Here is a 15,177-nt window from a genome sequence, read left to right as displayed (position 1 = left end):
GCCCGCCGAACATGCGTCGTCCGTCCTGCTTCATCGCCACCGGGAGCGTCCTAATCGACCTTCCGCTCCACGTCGGCCGTGTGCCCGCGCCCGGCGGTGCTGTCACAGCCACCTCCTCCGGTCCCACCGTCGGCGGCGGCTACACGGTCGTCTCGGCGGTCGCCCGCCAGGGCGTGCCCGCCGCCCTGGCCGCCACCCTGGGCACCGGTCCGAATTCCGCCCAGGTGCGCGAGGCCATGATGCTCGACGGCGTCGAGCTCGTCGTCGAGGAGCTCGTCGGTGACATCGGAACGTGCACCACCCTCATCGAGCCCTCCGGACGACGCACCTTCATCACCACCGAGGGGGTCGAGGCCGAGCCGCAGCGCGACGAGCTCGACCGTCTCGAACTCAGGCCGGGCGACTGGGTTCACACCACCGGTTACGACCTGGCGCACCCCACCTCCCGCGAAGCCCTCGCCGAGTGGCTCCTCGCCCTTCCCCCCGGCGTCGGGCTGGTCGCCGATCTCGGCCCCGTCGAGCCGGAGATCCCGGAGTCCATCGTCGAAACGCTCTTGCGCCGCACCGACCTGCTGACCGGCAATCACCTGGAGATCACGCAGCTCTCGGCGCGTCTGGGCAGTCCGGAGGCCATGCGCCGGGCCGCCCCCGAGGCGCTCATCGTGCGGCGCACCGGCGTGCACGGATGCGTCCTGTGGCCCGCTCACGGCGACCGCATCGAAGTGCCCGGGTTCGTCCGGGACGTTCTGGACACGACCGGAGCCGGCGACACCCACACGGGAGTGCTGGTGGCCGGACTCATGGACGGCCTCGACGTCGTCGCCGCCGCTCGCCGTGCCAACGCCGCCGCGGCCGAGGCCGTCAGCCGTCTGGGCCCGGCGCGCTCACCGCGACGCGACGAGATCGACGCCCTGCTCGGCTGCGGATCCTGTCGGGACCGGCCGGACCCGCAGTGACGCACACATGATGATCTCAGCGGCGTGGCGGGCGGCCGGGCCGCCGTCGGCCCGATAACGTCTCAGGCACCATGGCCACTCGTCCCGCTTCGACCCCCGCACGCTCCGGTTCGCGCGGTTCGCGCGCACGCGCCTCGAAGCAGCCCGCCCAACCGCCCGAGTCCTCACCCTCCGCAGGCTCGGCGGGCCGTTACCGGCGCACCGGATGGGCCTTCGTCGTCCTCGCCCTGGCCGTCGTCACCGGCCTGCGCGAGTGGTTCGGCGTCTCCGGCGCCGCCGGCGGACTGCTGCACCACCTGGCCGCCGGCCCCGTTGGCGCCTTGGGCATCGTCGTCCCCCTTCTGCTGGGGGCGCTGGGCATCGCCATGCTGAGGGTTCGCCGCCTGGGGGCGGTCCACGCCCGTATCAGCGTGGGGGCGCTGGGCGTGCTCACGGGTGTGACGGGCATCGTCCAGGTGGGTTCGGGCAACCCCTCCCTGTCCTACGGCGTGGCTCCGCTGGAGGAGGCGGGAGGGCTGCTCGGCTGGGTTGTCGGCTACCCCCTGGTCGTGCTTTTCTCATCGGTGGGCGCCATCATCTTGTTCATCCTGCTCATCGTCTTCTCGGCCCTGGTGATCTCCGGACGCACCATCGCCGACCTGCGCGAGCAGCTCGCCGAGCGCCGCACCGCCTCCGGACGGTCCGGGGGCTCGCCGGAAGACACGCTCGCCACGCGTGTGCTTGGTCGGATGCGCCGTACCGCGTCGGGTGGCGGAACGCAGGACGACGCCTCCGACGATGCGGGTGGCCCGGACGCCTACGACGGCGACGAGCCGTTCCGCTCCGCCCTGGAGACCGAGAAGAAGCGACCGCGGGGAAGCGGACGCCGTAAGCGCTCGATGCGGTCGAGCATGGCGAATGCCGACACGACGATCCAGCCGTCCATTGATGGCACTGATGATACCGCCGTCGCCGCCGGCTCCTTCAACGCCTCGCGCGATGAGATGACGACCTCCGTGCTGGACGATCCGCTGGCCGACCCGACCACTGATTCCCTCGCGCAGGCCGATCGGTCGGCGGCGCCTCCGTCCGTGCCCCCCGACCGCTCCGCCCGTACCGGTGCGGCGGACGCCCGAGGCACGCGCCCCGTCCCTCCCGCCGAGCCAGACGCCGTCACTAAGGAGACCAGGGCGCAGGCGTCCGGGCCGGACCTGGCCGACGAGCTCGGCATGGTGGAGATGACGGCGATGGCCCTGCCCGACGGCACGACCTACTCTCTGCCCGACGAGAGCCTGCTGGAACCGGGGCCCGGTCATGCCACGCGCACCGAGGCCAACGACGCGATCGTCGAGAAGCTTCAGGACGTCTTCACTGAGTTCAGGGTCGATGCCACGGTCACCGGCTACACCCGGGGCCCGCAGGTCACCCGCTATGAGGTCCACCTGGGACGCGGCGTCAACGTCTCCCGCGTGACGGGCCAGGAGAAGAACATCGCCTACGCGGTGGGCAGCGACGAGATCCGGCTGCTGACCCCCATCCCCGGCAAGAGCGCCATCGGCGTGGAGATCCCCAACTCCGACCGCGAGATGGTCAAGCTCGGCGACGTCCTGCGCTCGGGCGCCGCCAAGAAGCAGACGCACCCACTGGTGGTGGGTCTGGGTAAGAACGTCGAAGGGGACTACGTGGTGACCAACCTCGCCAAGACCCCCCACATGCTCGTCGCCGGACAGACCGGATCCGGCAAATCTTCCTTCGTCAACTCCATGATCACCTCCATCATGATGCGAGCCACCCCCGAGGAGGTCCGCATGGTCCTGGTCGACCCCAAGCGCGTGGAGCTGACGATCTACGAGGGCATTCCCCACCTGATCACCCCCATCATCACCAGCCCCAAGAAGGCGGCGGAGGCCCTGGAGTGGGTCGTGCGCGAGATGGACGCCCGCTACGACGACCTGGCCGCTTTCGGGTTCAAGCACATCGATGATTTCAACCGAGCGGTGCGCGCGGGGCGGATCGAGCCTCCGCCCGGCTCGCAGCGCACCATCTCGCCCTACCCCTACTTGCTGATCGTCGTCGATGAGCTCGCCGATCTCATGATGACCGCGCCCAAGGACGTCGAGGCCTCCATCCAGCGCATCACCCAGCTGGCCCGCGCCGCCGGGATCCACCTGGTCCTGGCCACCCAGCGCCCGGTGGCCTCCGTGGTCACGGGGCTGATCAAGTCCAATGTGCCCTCGCGCCTGGCTTTCGCCACCGCCTCCCAGCTGGACTCGCGCGTCATTCTGGATCAGAACGGCGCCGAGACCCTCACCGGCCAGGGCGATGCCCTCTACCTGGGGCCCGGCACGTCGGCGCCCGTGCGCGTGCAGGGCTCATGGGTCGACGAGTCCGAGATCCGTGCCGTTGTCGAGCACGTCAAACACCAGCTCGAACCCGACTACCGTGAGGACGTTATCGTCCCGGAGGTCAAAAAGCAGATCGATGAGGAGATCGGCGACGATATGGACCTGCTGCTGCAGGCCGCCGAACTCATCATCTCCAGCCAGTTCGGCTCGACCTCCATGCTCCAGCGCAAGCTGCGCGTCGGCTTCGCCAAGGCCGGTCGGCTCATGGACCTCCTGGAGTCCCGCGAGGTCGTCGGCCCCTCCGAGGGCTCCAAGGCCCGCGACGTCCTGGTCGCCCCCGAGCAGCTCGAGGAGACGCTGGCCTGGATCAAGGGCGACGGCGCAGCACCCGGTGGCGAGCCCGCCCACGGGGAGCCGGCCGACGCGACCGACGCGACCGACCATCGGTCGACGCCCGCTGCGTCCGTCTCGGACCGACGCGACCATCAGGGCACCGGCTCCCCGGAGGCCGGCGGCACGCCGATTCGGGAGCCGCGGAAGGACGTCTGCGCCGGGGAGGATTCGTCGGACGCCGGTGAGGACGCCTGGAGCCTGACGGGTCGCGGCGCCTCCTGGTAATTCGCCCGCGCTCGTCGTGGCGCCCTCCCGCACGGCGCCCGACGGGTCGCCGCTTTCGGCCCGGGTTCTCAGCCGCGCGGCAGGACGGCCGGCTCGGGCCCGGTCATGGCGGGCGCATCCTCGGAGTAGGTCTCCATGCCGAGGTTGGTCGTGACCGCCCGCCATCGTTCGGAGATCTCCTCCGCGCTCAGCGTGCAGCCGGCGGGCACGTCGCCCGCCCGGGCCGCGGCCAGATCGATTAGGCGGTGGCCTCCGTCGTTGTCCACGGTGAAGGGGTGCCAGTGCAGGGAGTCCACATGCGCGTCGTCGGCTCCGTCGGCTCCCTGGTCGACGGTGACGTCGACCCACACGAAGGTGCCGACGCCGGCCAGAACGGTGCCCTGGTCGATCGACTGGTTGGAGATGAAGTTGCCGGCCGAGTACGACACCCACATGCCCGCCCCGTCCGGGCCTCCATCGAGCAGGTCACTGGACTGGGGCACATGCGGGTGCGCTCCGAATAGGACGTCGATCTCACCGGTGGCCGCGATGGCGCGGGCGTACTCGGTCTGGGCGGCGACCGGATCGGGCGTGTACTCCTCGCCGATCTGAGAGTGGAGGACGACGATATCGGCCCCCGCCTCGCGCGCGGCGCGCGCCTGCTGGGCGGCCCACTCGACGTCGTTGATGTTGACCGACCAGGACGGATCGGCGGTCGAGCCGTTGAGACCGTAGGTGCTGGAGAGCTGGGCGACCCTGACCGTGCGTCCGGCGCGCGTGAGCTCATAGATCTGATAGGGAGCCTCCGCCTCCGCCTGCGTGCGGTTGGTTCCGCTCCAACCCAGATCGGCTGCCTGGAGGGTGTCGGCCGTGGCGATCACGCCATCGAGTCCCTGGTCCCAGGCGTGGTTGGAGGCGGTCGCGCACCCGTCCCAGCCGGTGTCCGCCAGGGCCGTGACCACGCCCGGCAGCGTGCCGAAGGCCGGATAGCCCGAGGCGACACCGGTGGGGGAGATGGGGACCTCCATACCGCACAGGGCCAGGTCCGCTCCGCCGGTCCAGGGGTCGGCCGCTGAGGTGAGCGGGGCGATGTCACCCTGTCCGTTCTCGGTGTCCCCCATGACGGATGTGTGCATGAGCACGTCGCCGCCGTACCCGATGGTCAGGTGCGCGTCGGGCGGACCGGTGGCATCCGGCGCCGCTTCGGGCGTCTCCGGCGTCGTCCCGATGGCCTTCGGCGTTGGTGACGAGGCGGGGGAGCCACCCCGCCCGCTGACGATGAGGGCCCCGGCGGCGCCCGCCAGGATGAGGACGACGACGCTCGCTATCAGCGCGACGCGTCCTCGCTGCCGGTGGAGGCGGGTGCGTATGACGGGCTCGGCCCTGTGACGTGCGGACATTTCACCAGGCTAGAGGCCCAACGCCGTCGTGAGGAGAGGAGAGCGGAATGTCTCCGGCCGGGGCCGGGGGATCGGCGGGCCGGGCCTGATCGGCACGAGCCTCCGGCGCCGCTAGGCTGGGGCTGATGAATGCCACCCCGACGCACCCGGACCACGGGGACGTCCCCGCCCGGCCCCCGGCCTCGACAGGTCCGTCGGAGCCGGGTCCGGCGCCGCTGCTCAACATCGCCAACATCCTCACTATTGTGCGGCTGGTCCTGGTGCCGGTCTTCGTCCAGCTCATGCTGGGGCAGGGCGGGGACGTGAGACTGATGGCCACCGCCGTTTTCATCGGTGCCGCTCTGACCGACCGGCTCGACGGTCAGCTGGCCCGTTCGCGGGGCCTGGTCACGAGTTTCGGCAAGATCGCCGATCCCATTGCGGACAAGGCCCTGACGCTGTCGGCCTTCGTGCTGCTGTCGGTAGCGGGACATCTGTGGTGGTGGGTCACCATCGTCATCATCGTCCGTGAGCTGGGTATCACCCTGCTGCGCCTGGTCATGCTGCGGCGCGCGGTCATAGCGGCCTCCCGCGGCGGCAAGCTCAAAACGGCATTGCAGATCGTGGGTATCATCGGTCTGCTGACGCCGTGGGATGTCCTCGTGCCGGGCGCGGCGGCCGGCGCGCTCACCGTGCTCGCTCGCCTCGTCATCGCCGGCGCCCTGATCGTCACCGTGGTCACCGGCGTCGACTACGCGGTGAGTGCCTGGCGCATCTGGCGTCAGGGTCCCCCGGAAGAGGACTTCCGGTGAGCCCGGTCGATGGCGCGGGACCCCCCACTGCCTCGACCCTCGTGGAGGCGGCCCGCTACCTCCTGTCCAGCGCCGAGGAGCGCGGCCTGAGCGTAGCGGTGGCCGAGTCCCTCACGGGCGGGGAGGTCTCCTCCGTCCTCGTGAGCGTTCCGGGGGCGTCGACGGTCGTCGTCGGTGGCGTGGTCGCCTACGCCACCCGCATCAAGGCCGAGATTCTCGGGGTCGATGTGCGTCGTCTGGAGCTCACCGGGCCGGTGGACGGCGAGGTGGCCAAGCAGATGGCCAATGGCGTCGCGGCGCTTCTGGGTGCGGACCTGGGGCTAGCGACCACGGGGGTGGCGGGTCCGGGCCCCGCCGACGGCCGGCGTGCAGGGACAGTGCACGTGGCGGTTGCCTCGCCGTGGGGGACAGTCTCACGCGAGCTCCACCTGGACGGGGACCGCACGCAGGTGCGCGACGGGGCGACGACGGCGGTCCTCGCCCTGGCTGTGGCGCTGCTCGACGCCGCCGGGTCCTAAATCTGCTCCAGGCCCTCATGGGCGGGCCGAATCGGATATTCAGGTTCTTCCCAGACTCCTCGGCTTTGATGAGGCCATCGCCGACGAGAGGCTGCCTCTCAGAGGCGGGAATGAAACTCCGCAGTGAATGGTTGTGTCTCACGATGAACAACGCGACTCACCCCCGCACCACCCGATCCGCACGTCCGAACGGGCGCGCGCCAATGCGTTCGGCTGCCACGGCAGGGTACGGCACGGCTGTGGACGGCAACACCGCCGGCAAGCACGAGAACGTCCTTCTGCGCCGGGAGATCGGCGAGGTCCTGCGCTCAGTGCGTCAGCATCAGGGCCGTACTCTGCGCGAGGTCTCCGGCCAGGCCCGGGTCTCACTCGGCTATCTCTCGGAGGTCGAGCGAGGTCAGAAAGAGGCCTCCTCCGAGCTGCTCGCCTCCATCTGCCAGGCTCTTGACGCCCCGCTCTCCGCGGTTCTGCGCGAGGTCTCCGACCGCATCGCCGTGACCGAGGGCGTGACCATTCCAGACACCGTCCCCGACGAGCTGGTGCGCCAGCAGGGTGTGACCCTGCGCTGAAGGCCACCGGGAGGGCTCGGCTCGTTCGATCCTGTCTCCGGTGCCGCTCCTGCGGTACCGGAGACAGTTCTGCGTCGGTGGCCTATGACCCGTGCCGCGTCCGTCGTCGATGAGGAGTCATGATGAAGCACTCCGAGTTCTGGAGGGCCGTGGAGACCGTGTATGGCTCGGCTTACGGGCGGTCCCTCGCTCAGGATCTTGTGCTGCCGGGCTTGCGGTCCACCTGCGTCGAGGCGCTGGACGCCGGGATTCCGCCTCGGGAGGTTTGGCAGGCTCTGTGCGATGAGACGCAGGTCGGCGATGCCGATCGCTGGGTCTTCCGGGAGGATGCGCGCAGGCGCCCGCGGTCGTGAGGCCCTGCCAAAATGTTATGCACCGTCACGTCAGTATGACGGGGCTGACTCATGAGGCGGGCATCTCCTCGTGGTCGAGGAGGCCCGCCACTACCCCACGTTCAAGCAGCCGGGACCGGCTTACACGGCTCCTGCCCGTCACGTCCGCGGCTTGGGCGAGGGGCGCGCATGAGCGAGGGATTCGTTGACCCCGACGGGCCAGTTGGGACGGCCTTTCCGGGCTCTCGCGACAGGGTCGTCCTGCGGGCCGTCGTTCTCGCCGACGAGGTCGACTCGCGGGCCCTGACGATCGTCCGCCAGGATCGGGACTTGCCGCCTCGACGTTTACCGGCATGCGCGCGACGCCGCCGATCTGCGCGCCGCGATCGAGCGTCAAGCCGAGCTCGAGCGCTCCGGGGGGCATGCGCAGGCTTGACCGGCCGACGCTGAGAGCCTTGGCGATGAGTTGCGCACCGGGCCCATGAACGCCTCGGACGGTAGCGGCCCTGCAGGGCGGACACGCCGGCGGGACGACTGGGACTCGAACACGTGTTCGGCTACAGTGCTCCACAGACGACGTTCGCGCTCCTGGCGTCCACAGGGCCCGGTCGTGCGCGGTGAAACATGTCAGTGGTCCGGCATACCGTCGTTCGCGAGCCCCGGAGAGGGGACTTCGCTACAGGGCCAGTCCTGACCGCCGCGGCGTCGAGCCGCCCGAGAACCGAGACCGAGGTAGTCCAATGCCAGCCGTCACCCAGACCCAGGACCGCTCCAAGGCCCTGGCCACCGCGCTCTCCCAGATCGACAAGTCCTTCGGTAAGGGCTCCGTCATGCGATTGGGAGATGACACGCGTCCGCCCGTGGCCGTCATCCCCACCGGTTCGACCGCCCTCGACGTCGCCCTGGGGATCGGGGGCCTGCCCCGCGGGCGCGTCGTCGAGATCTACGGGCCCGAGTCCTCGGGTAAGACGACCGTTGCGCTCCACGCCGTGGCCAGCGCCCAGAAGGCCGGGGGGAATGCCGCCTTCATCGACGCCGAGCACGCGCTCGACCCCGTCTACGCCAAGGCTCTGGGGGTTGATACCGACAACCTCCTCGTCTCCCAGCCGGACACCGGTGAGCAGGCCCTCGAGATCACCGACATGCTCATCCGCTCGGGGGGCCTGGACATCATCGTCGTCGACTCCGTCGCCGCACTCGTTCCCAAGGCGGAGATCGAGGGCGAGATGGGCGATTCCCATGTGGGTCTGCAGGCCCGTCTCATGAGCCAGGCGCTGCGCAAGATCACCGGGGCCCTCTCGGCCACCGGCACCACCGCCATCTTCATCAACCAGTTGCGAGAGAAGATCGGTGTGTTCTTCGGCAATCCGGAGACCACCACCGGGGGCAAGGCCTTGAAGTTCTACGCCTCAGTGCGCATCGATGTCCGCCGCACCCAGACTCTCAAGGACGGGGACCAGCCTGTGGGAAACCGCACCAAGGCCAAGGTCGTCAAGAACAAGATGGCTCCGCCGTTCAAGCAGGCCGAGTTCGACATCCTCTACGGTCAGGGGATCTCCCGGGAGGGCGGTCTGCTGGATCTCGGCGTGGAGGGCGGCGTCGTCCGCAAGTCGGGGGCCTGGTACACCTACGGCAGCGACCAGCTCGGCCAGGGCAAGGAGAACGCCCGGACCTTCCTGAAGGACAATCCCGAGCTCGCTGACGAGATCGAGAACAAGATCCTGGCAGCTCTCGGCATCGGTGAGCCCGGGCGCAGGGCCCGGGAGGGGGCTGCGGATGCTGCGGCGCAGGCGGGGGCCGACTCCAGGGCCGATGCCAAGGCTGATGTCAAGGAGAAGGACGCGGCCGCCAAGGGCGCCGTCAAGAAGGCCAGGAAGCGCACCAAGAAGAACGCCGCCGAGCTGGACATCTCCGCCTTCGGCGAGGACGCCGGCGGTTTCTGATGGCGTGGCTCACCCCGGATGAGCACCAGGAGGAGGTCGAGGCGGCCCGGGACATCGTTCTTCGCCGCCTCGACCGTTCACCCGCCCCGCGCGCGGCTCTGGCCGATCTCCTGCAGCGCAGGCAGATCGATCCCCGCATCGCCCAGGAGATTCTCGACCGCCTCGAGTCGGCCGGTCTCATCGATGACGATGCCTATGCCGCCGCCCTGGCCCGCACCCGTTTCGCCGAGAAGGGCGCCGCGCGCAGGGCCATCGCCGAGGAGCTCCGTCTCAAAGGCCTGGGGGAGGGCTCCATCTCGGCGGCCCTGGGGCAGATCGGGTGCGAGGACGAGTCGACGGCCGCTCTCACTTTGGCGCGCAAGAAGATCGCGGCGACCCGGGGGCTCGAACCCCCGGTCCGCAGGCGCCGGACCCTGGCGCTGCTCGGACGCAAGGGCTACTCCCACGAGGTGGCGATGCAAGCCCTCGAGCGGGCGCTGGCGGGTGAGGACTGACGGGACCCGGCCGGTCGGGACGAGGATCGGTACCCTGGAGGCATGAGCACACCCTCACACGCCTCCGCCGCTTCCGGGCGCCCGGCCGTCGGACAGGAGACGCCGGAGGCCGACCTCACCGGGCATACTGACCTCGACGACCTGGCCGGGCGCGCCGGCATAGGGGCTCGTCATGTCATCCCCTACGGGCGCGACGTCGCCAAGATCGCCCTGAATGTTCTGGCTGACGACGGACCCGCCGCCGCGCCGGGGGAGGAGGCCCACTACATCGTCGTCACCGGCATCACCCCCACGCCCGCCGGAGAGGGCAAGACCACGACCGCGATCGGCCTCGCTCAGGGCCTCGCTCTGCGCAGGCGGCGCCCCGTACTCACTCTGCGCCAGTCCGCCATGGGCCCCACGTTCGGTATCAAGGGCGGCGCCGGCGGTTCCGGCGGGGCCCGCATCGTTCCTGCCGAGCGCATGAATCTGCACTTGACGGGAGATTTCCACGCCATCACCGCCGCCCACAACCTGCTGGCGGCCCTCATCGACAACCACCTCCACCACGGCAATGCTCTGCGCATCGATGAGCGGACGGTCTCCTGGCCGCGCGTCTTGGACGTCAACGACCGCGCCCTGCGCCATATCGTCACGGGCCTAGGGCCCAGAGCCGACGGCGTCACCCGGCAGTCCTCCTTCGACATCACTCCCGCCAGCGAGATCATGGTCATCATGTCTCTGGCCACGTCTTTGACGGACCTGCGTGAGCGTCTGGGACGCATCATCATCGGACGCGACTGCGACGGCCGGTGGGTGACCGCGGAGGATCTGAGGGCGGCCGGCGCCATGGCCGCGATCCTTCGTGATGCTCTAGCTCCCAACCTCCTGCGCACCGGTGAGGGGGTGCCCGCCCTGGTCCACACCGGTCCGTTCGGCAACATCGCCACCGGCTGCTCCTCCGTCCTGGCCGACCTCGTCGCGGCTCGCGGCCTCGCCGGTCGGCCGGCGGCCCGTGACCGGCGGGCCCGCGAACCGGGCTACGTGCTCACCGAGGCGGGTTTCGGCGCCGACATGGGCCTGGAACGGTTCATCGACCTCAAGTGCGCGACGTCGGGCATGCGACCCGAGGCCGCGGTCCTCGTCGTCACCGTGCGCGCTCTCAAGGTCCACTCGGGCCGGCACCATCTCGCCGGCCGCCAGGAGCCGCCCGACCGGATGCTGCGCGAGAGCGTCGACGACGTGCGCGCCGGCGCCCCCAACATGCTCAAGCATCTGGACATCGTGCGCGGTTTCGGCTTGGAGCCGGTCGTGGCCGTCAACGTCTTCCCCACCGACCACGACGCGGAGATCGACGAGGTCCTGCGGCTGGCTCGCGGAGCAGGCGCCAGGGCGGCCGCCGTCAGACCCGCGACCGACGGCGGGGAGGGGTGCCTCGAGCTCGCCGATGCTGTCGTCGAGGCTTGCGACCGCGCGCGGGCGGGAGCCGTCGCGCGGGGAAGACCCGTGTACCGTCCCGACGACGATCTGCGGACCAAGATCGGGGCGGTCGCATCCGTGTACGGCGCCGACGGCGTCGACTACACGCCCGCTGCGGCCCGTTTCCTGGACGACTGCGAGTCCGATGGGTTCGGCTCTCTTCCAGTCGTCGTCGCCAAAACCCCGCTGTCCCTGTCGCACGACCCGGCCCTCAAAGGCGTGCCGACCGGCTGGAGGCTGCCGGTGCGCGAAGTCCGGCTCGCCGCCGGAGCCGGCTACGTCTACGCCTTGTGCGGGACGGTCTCCACCATGCCCGGGCTGCCCACTCACCCCGCGGCCGAGCGCATCGAGGTCGCGCCCACCGGTGAGATCTTGGGCCTGCGCTGAGCCGCCGGTCGACCGCTCGTGGTGGGCGCGGTGCGTCGCCGCGTCGGCGGCGTACCACGCCCACCGGGCGAACCCTGGGGCAGGATGTTGATGTCCTCGTCCTGGCCGAGCGGCTCGCCGCGCCCGGCGGCGTCGACGGCGACAGCCGGTTCTCGCCGGGCTGGAGGGGTTACTGCGTTCGCCGGTAGAAGGGCGCGGTGACGACCTCCATGGGGCGGGTCCGCCCGCCCGCCGCTTCGACGTTGAACGTCGTGCCCGTCGCCCACGCCGGTTCCTCAGGCGAGGCGGGGGCCAGCAGCGCCAGAGCGATCGGACGGCCGAGTGTGGGGGAGAGCAGACCGGAGGTGATCGCTCCCACCCGCCGCCCCCGAAGGTCGAAGACCCCGTCGCCGGCGCGCGCCGCACAGCGCCCTCGGCCGATCAGGGCGACGAGGCGCGTCGTGCCGGCGGCCCCCTCGCGTCCGGCGCGAACGGCCAGCGCCCTCCTGCCGATGAAGTCGGGCTTGTCGAGGTCGACGGCATCGCCGGCAGAGGCGTCCCACGGAGTGATCGACTCGGTCAGCTCGTGTCCGTGCAGGGGCACGCCCGCCTCCAGGCGCAGGGACTCGCGCGCCGCCAGGCCGCAGGGGGTCAGCACCGGTAGCGGGCGCCCGTCGTCGTCCCGACCCCGGGCTGGCAGCGTGGCCGCGTGGCCGGTGATGACCGTCCACAGATCAACGGCATCCTCCGCGCCGCAGAACAGTTCGAAGCCGTCCTCGCCCGTGCAGCCGGCACGGGCCAGCAGGACAGAGTGCCCGGCGGCCGTGGCCCGTACGGCCGCGTGGCGGCGCAGGCGGCGCAGGAGCGTCGACCCGCACAGCACGTCCGGTCCGCAGTCCCCGCCGTCGGTCGGTGATCCGGTCTCTCGGGGGTGCAGGGCTGCGGGTATGCCGGCCCCCGACTCGACGGCGCCAGAGAGCATCTCTGTGGTGCGCGGCCCCTGCACCGTGATGAGAGCGGTGGCGGTCGAGATATCGTCGATAGTGCATGCGTGGCCGTCGCGGCGCCGGGCGAGCTCGGCGACCACGCGCTTCCGGTTGCCTGCTCCGGACACAACCATGTACTCATGCTCGCCCACGTGATGGACCATGAGGACGTCGATGACGCCGCCGGCCCCGGTTACCATCATTGTGCGCAGGGACCGCCCCAGCGCCACCGTCGAAACCCTGCCGACCAGGGCGCGGTCGAGGGCCGCGGCGGCGCCCGGGCCCGTCACTTTGATCTCGCCCATGTGGGACAGGTCGAAGATGCCCGCGCTCGTGCGCACCGCCCGATGCTCCGTCGGGGCGCAGCTGTAGCGCAGCGGCATCCGCCATCCGTCGGCGTCCGTGAAGAAAGCGCCTGCTGCGGCGTGGACGGAGTGCAGCGGGGTCGTGCGCAGGACGGGTGCCGTCATCTGACTCATCGGTTCTCCTCGGAGGTCTCGGGCGCGGGGCCCGCCACCGGCCCTTGGGCGCTCGACTCGACGTGGGAGGAGTCACCTCACGGTAGGGGACCGGAAGGCGACTCCCAGTCGGCCCGGCGGGGGCCGCGCTCTAGACTGCCGTGCGATGACGATGACCCAGATGCCTCTCGCCTCCGGCCACCCGGTGGCCCGACCGCGAACCTACCACGTGCGCACCCTCGGCTGTCAGATGAACGTCCACGACTCCGAGCACATGGCCGGTCTCCTCGAGGGCGCCGGCTATCGGCGCGCCGAGGAGGTGCCCGCCGCCGTCGCGCGCGCCACTGAGGCGGGCGACGGCGGTGCCGACGTCGTCATCATCAACACCTGCTCCGTGCGGGAGAACGCGGCGACCCGTCTGTTCGGCAACCTCGGCCAACTCGCCGCCGTCAAGCGCGAGCGGCCCGGTATGCAGATCGCGGTGGCCGGCTGCCTGGCTCAGCAGATGGGGCGGGGCATCGTCGAACGGGCCCCGTGGGTCGACGTCGTCTTCGGCACCCACAACCTCGACGTCCTGCCCGCTCTGCTCGAGCGGGCCCGGCACAACGCCGAGGCCGCCGTCGAGCTCGAGGAGTCCCTCAAGGTCTTCCCCTCCACCCTGCCGACCCGCCGCGAGTCCGCCTACGCCGCGTGGGTGTCTATCGCCGTGGGCTGCAACAACACGTGCACCTTCTGCATCGTGCCCTCGCTGCGCGGCAGGCAGCGCGACCGCCGACCCGGGGACGTTCTGGCCGAGATCGAGGCGGTCGCCGCCGACGGGGTCATTGAAGTGACCCTGCTGGGGCAGAACGTCAATTCCTACGGCGTCGGCTTCGGCGATCGGGGCGCCTTCGCCAGACTCTTGCGAGCGGCCGGCGGAGTCGAGGGCATTGAGCGGGTGCGCTTCACCAGTCCTCACCCGGCGGCATTCACCGGCGACGTCATCGACGCCATGGCGACCACGCCGCAGGTCATGCCGAGCCTCCACATGCCGTTGCAGTCCGGATCCGACCGCATTCTGAGGGCCATGCGCCGCTCCTACAGATCTGACAGGTTCTTGAGGATCCTCGCCGATGTGCGCGCCCGCATGCCCGAGGCTGCCATCACCACCGATATCATCGTCGGCTTCCCCGGAGAGAGCGAGGAGGATTTCGCCGCCACACTGGAGGTGGTGGAGAAGGCCCGTTTCGCCTCCGCCTTCACTTTTGAGTATTCTCCGCGGCCCGGCACTCCCGCCGCCGACCTGGCCGACCCGGTCCCGCCGGAGATCGTCAAGGACCGGTACCGCCGCCTGAGTGAGCTTGTGCGACGCATCAGTCAGGAGGAGAACGCGAGGCGGGAGGGGAGCCTCGTCGAGGTGCTCGTCGCCGAGGGCGAGGGACGCCGTGATGCGGCGACCGCCCGAGTCTCGGGGCGCGTAGCCGATAATCGGCTCGTCCACGCCGCCCTGCCGGTCGGGCTCGCCGCTGATGACTATGCCGCGGGCGCCCCGCGGCCCGGCGACATGGTGAGGGTGCGCGTGACGCACGGAGCCCCGCACAATCTCATCGCCGATTCGGCCCTGTGCGGCGGGGCGCTGGGAGGACGGGAGCGGGCCGTCAACGACGCGCTGAGCGCCGGGGATCGGGCCTGGTACGACGACGGGCCGGCGCTGTTCGAGGTGCGTCGCACCCGCGCCGGGGATGCATGGCAGCGGCGCCGGGCCGAAGCCTGCGCGTCGCCCGAGCCCGACTCGGCGCCCGTGAGCCTGGGCATACCGCGCGTGCGCGCGGGTGCAGGCGATATGGGCGGGCGCACGGCGCTCGGCCAGCCGCGCACTCTGTGACGGATCTTCTCTTGCCGCCTGTCGGAGCCGATCCGTCCGGTTCGCCGTGCGGGCCGAGTATGCGGACCGCGTTGGGCCCGGATGGCCGCCTCGTGCGAGTGCCCGGTCCACAGCGTCCGCG

Annotated in this window: 12 protein-coding genes; 10 read left to right on the top strand and 2 right to left on the bottom strand. The window is 70.7% G+C overall.

All coding sequences use genetic code 11. The features are described 5' to 3' along the window. Positions 1–11: 11 nt before the first annotated feature. Together HMPREF9062_RS09440 and HMPREF9062_RS09435 are read left to right on the top strand one after the other, a co-directional pair. Positions 12–956 (top strand): PfkB family carbohydrate kinase, encoded by a 945-nt coding sequence (locus HMPREF9062_RS09440; RefSeq protein ID WP_009749894.1) that lies wholly within the window; start codon positions 12–14, stop codon positions 954–956. Between the two features lie 71 nt (positions 957–1,027). Continuing rightward, entirely contained in the window at positions 1,028–3,898 is a 2,871-nt protein-coding gene (locus HMPREF9062_RS09435) for a DNA translocase FtsK (RefSeq protein WP_009749893.1), read from the top strand. A gap of 68 nt (positions 3,899–3,966) precedes the next feature. Here HMPREF9062_RS09435 and HMPREF9062_RS09430 read toward each other — a convergent pair whose 3' ends face one another. Continuing rightward, a complete protein-coding gene (locus HMPREF9062_RS09430; RefSeq protein ID WP_009749892.1) occupies positions 3,967–5,277 on the bottom strand; it encodes a CapA family protein in 1,311 nt (436 codons plus the stop codon). A gap of 125 nt (positions 5,278–5,402) precedes the next feature. On the opposite strand from HMPREF9062_RS09430, the gene pgsA reads away from it, so the two are divergent. The 7 genes from pgsA to HMPREF9062_RS09395 all read left to right on the top strand — a co-directional run bounded on the left by pgsA (position 5,403) and on the right by HMPREF9062_RS09395 (position 11,769). Then, a complete protein-coding gene (pgsA, locus tag HMPREF9062_RS09425) occupies positions 5,403–6,068 on the top strand; it encodes a CDP-diacylglycerol--glycerol-3-phosphate 3-phosphatidyltransferase (RefSeq protein ID WP_009749891.1) in 666 nt (221 codons plus the stop codon). Continuing rightward, a complete protein-coding gene (locus HMPREF9062_RS09420; protein WP_009749890.1) occupies positions 6,065–6,586 on the top strand; it encodes a CinA family protein in 522 nt (173 codons plus the stop codon). Before pgsA ends, HMPREF9062_RS09420 begins: the two co-directional genes overlap by 4 nt. 143 nt (positions 6,587–6,729) lie before the next feature. Further along, entirely contained in the window at positions 6,730–7,155 is a 426-nt protein-coding gene (locus tag HMPREF9062_RS09415) for a helix-turn-helix domain-containing protein (protein WP_172634840.1), read from the top strand. A gap of 122 nt (positions 7,156–7,277) precedes the next feature. After that, positions 7,278–7,508, top strand: a complete 231-nt coding sequence (locus HMPREF9062_RS09410; RefSeq protein ID WP_034254928.1) for a DUF3046 domain-containing protein — start codon at positions 7,278–7,280, stop codon at positions 7,506–7,508. A gap of 719 nt (positions 7,509–8,227) precedes the next feature. Beyond that, positions 8,228–9,430, top strand: a complete 1,203-nt coding sequence (recA, locus tag HMPREF9062_RS09405; RefSeq protein WP_009749887.1) for a recombinase RecA — start codon at positions 8,228–8,230, stop codon at positions 9,428–9,430. Continuing rightward, entirely contained in the window at positions 9,430–9,924 is a 495-nt protein-coding gene (locus tag HMPREF9062_RS09400) for a regulatory protein RecX (protein ID WP_009749886.1), read from the top strand. Before recA ends, HMPREF9062_RS09400 begins: the two co-directional genes overlap by 1 nt. 42 nt (positions 9,925–9,966) lie before the next feature. Then, positions 9,967–11,769: a formate--tetrahydrofolate ligase gene (locus HMPREF9062_RS09395; protein ID WP_009749885.1), complete on the top strand. Its 1,803-nt coding sequence runs from the start codon at positions 9,967–9,969 to the stop codon at positions 11,767–11,769. Between the two features lie 169 nt (positions 11,770–11,938). Here the strand turns inward: HMPREF9062_RS09395 and HMPREF9062_RS09390 are convergent, their stop codons facing one another. Next, positions 11,939–13,213, bottom strand: coding sequence for an aminomethyltransferase family protein (locus HMPREF9062_RS09390; protein ID WP_009749884.1), 1,275 nt, complete (start codon positions 13,211–13,213; stop codon positions 11,939–11,941). Positions 13,214–13,358: 145 nt separating this feature from the next. Here HMPREF9062_RS09390 and miaB point away from each other — a divergent pair, with 145 nt between their 5' ends. After that, complete coding sequence (miaB, locus tag HMPREF9062_RS09385; RefSeq protein ID WP_009749883.1) at positions 13,359–15,056, top strand: tRNA (N6-isopentenyl adenosine(37)-C2)-methylthiotransferase MiaB; 1,698 nt, start codon at positions 13,359–13,361, stop codon at positions 15,054–15,056. Positions 15,057–15,177: the final 121 nt, after the last annotated feature.

The organism is Actinomyces sp. oral taxon 448 str. F0400 (assembly GCF_000220835.1).
Taxonomy (GTDB): Bacteria; Actinomycetota; Actinomycetes; order Actinomycetales; family Actinomycetaceae; genus Actinomyces.
This window is presented reverse-complemented; position numbering and strand designations above follow the sequence as displayed.

Bases quoted from the DNA above. Each gene is read 5' to 3' on its own strand.
- HMPREF9062_RS09395 (WP_009749885.1), top strand. From the start codon at position 9,967: ATGAGCACACCCTCACACGCCTCCGCCGCTTCCGGGCGCCCGGCCGTC.
- pgsA (WP_009749891.1), top strand. From the start codon at position 5,403: ATGAATGCCACCCCGACGCACCCGGACCACGGGGACGTCCCCGCCCGG.
- HMPREF9062_RS09435 (WP_009749893.1), top strand. From the start codon at position 1,028: ATGGCCACTCGTCCCGCTTCGACCCCCGCACGCTCCGGTTCGCGCGGT.
- HMPREF9062_RS09390 (WP_009749884.1), bottom strand. From the start codon at position 13,213: ATGAGTCAGATGACGGCACCCGTCCTGCGCACGACCCCGCTGCACTCC.
- HMPREF9062_RS09415 (WP_172634840.1), top strand. From the start codon at position 6,730: ATGAACAACGCGACTCACCCCCGCACCACCCGATCCGCACGTCCGAAC.
- HMPREF9062_RS09440 (WP_009749894.1), top strand. From the start codon at position 12: ATGCGTCGTCCGTCCTGCTTCATCGCCACCGGGAGCGTCCTAATCGAC.
- HMPREF9062_RS09400 (WP_009749886.1), top strand. From the start codon at position 9,430: ATGGCGTGGCTCACCCCGGATGAGCACCAGGAGGAGGTCGAGGCGGCC.
- HMPREF9062_RS09430 (WP_009749892.1), bottom strand. From the start codon at position 5,277: ATGTCCGCACGTCACAGGGCCGAGCCCGTCATACGCACCCGCCTCCAC.
- recA (WP_009749887.1), top strand. From the start codon at position 8,228: ATGCCAGCCGTCACCCAGACCCAGGACCGCTCCAAGGCCCTGGCCACC.
- miaB (WP_009749883.1), top strand. From the start codon at position 13,359: ATGACGATGACCCAGATGCCTCTCGCCTCCGGCCACCCGGTGGCCCGA.
- HMPREF9062_RS09410 (WP_034254928.1), top strand. From the start codon at position 7,278: ATGAAGCACTCCGAGTTCTGGAGGGCCGTGGAGACCGTGTATGGCTCG.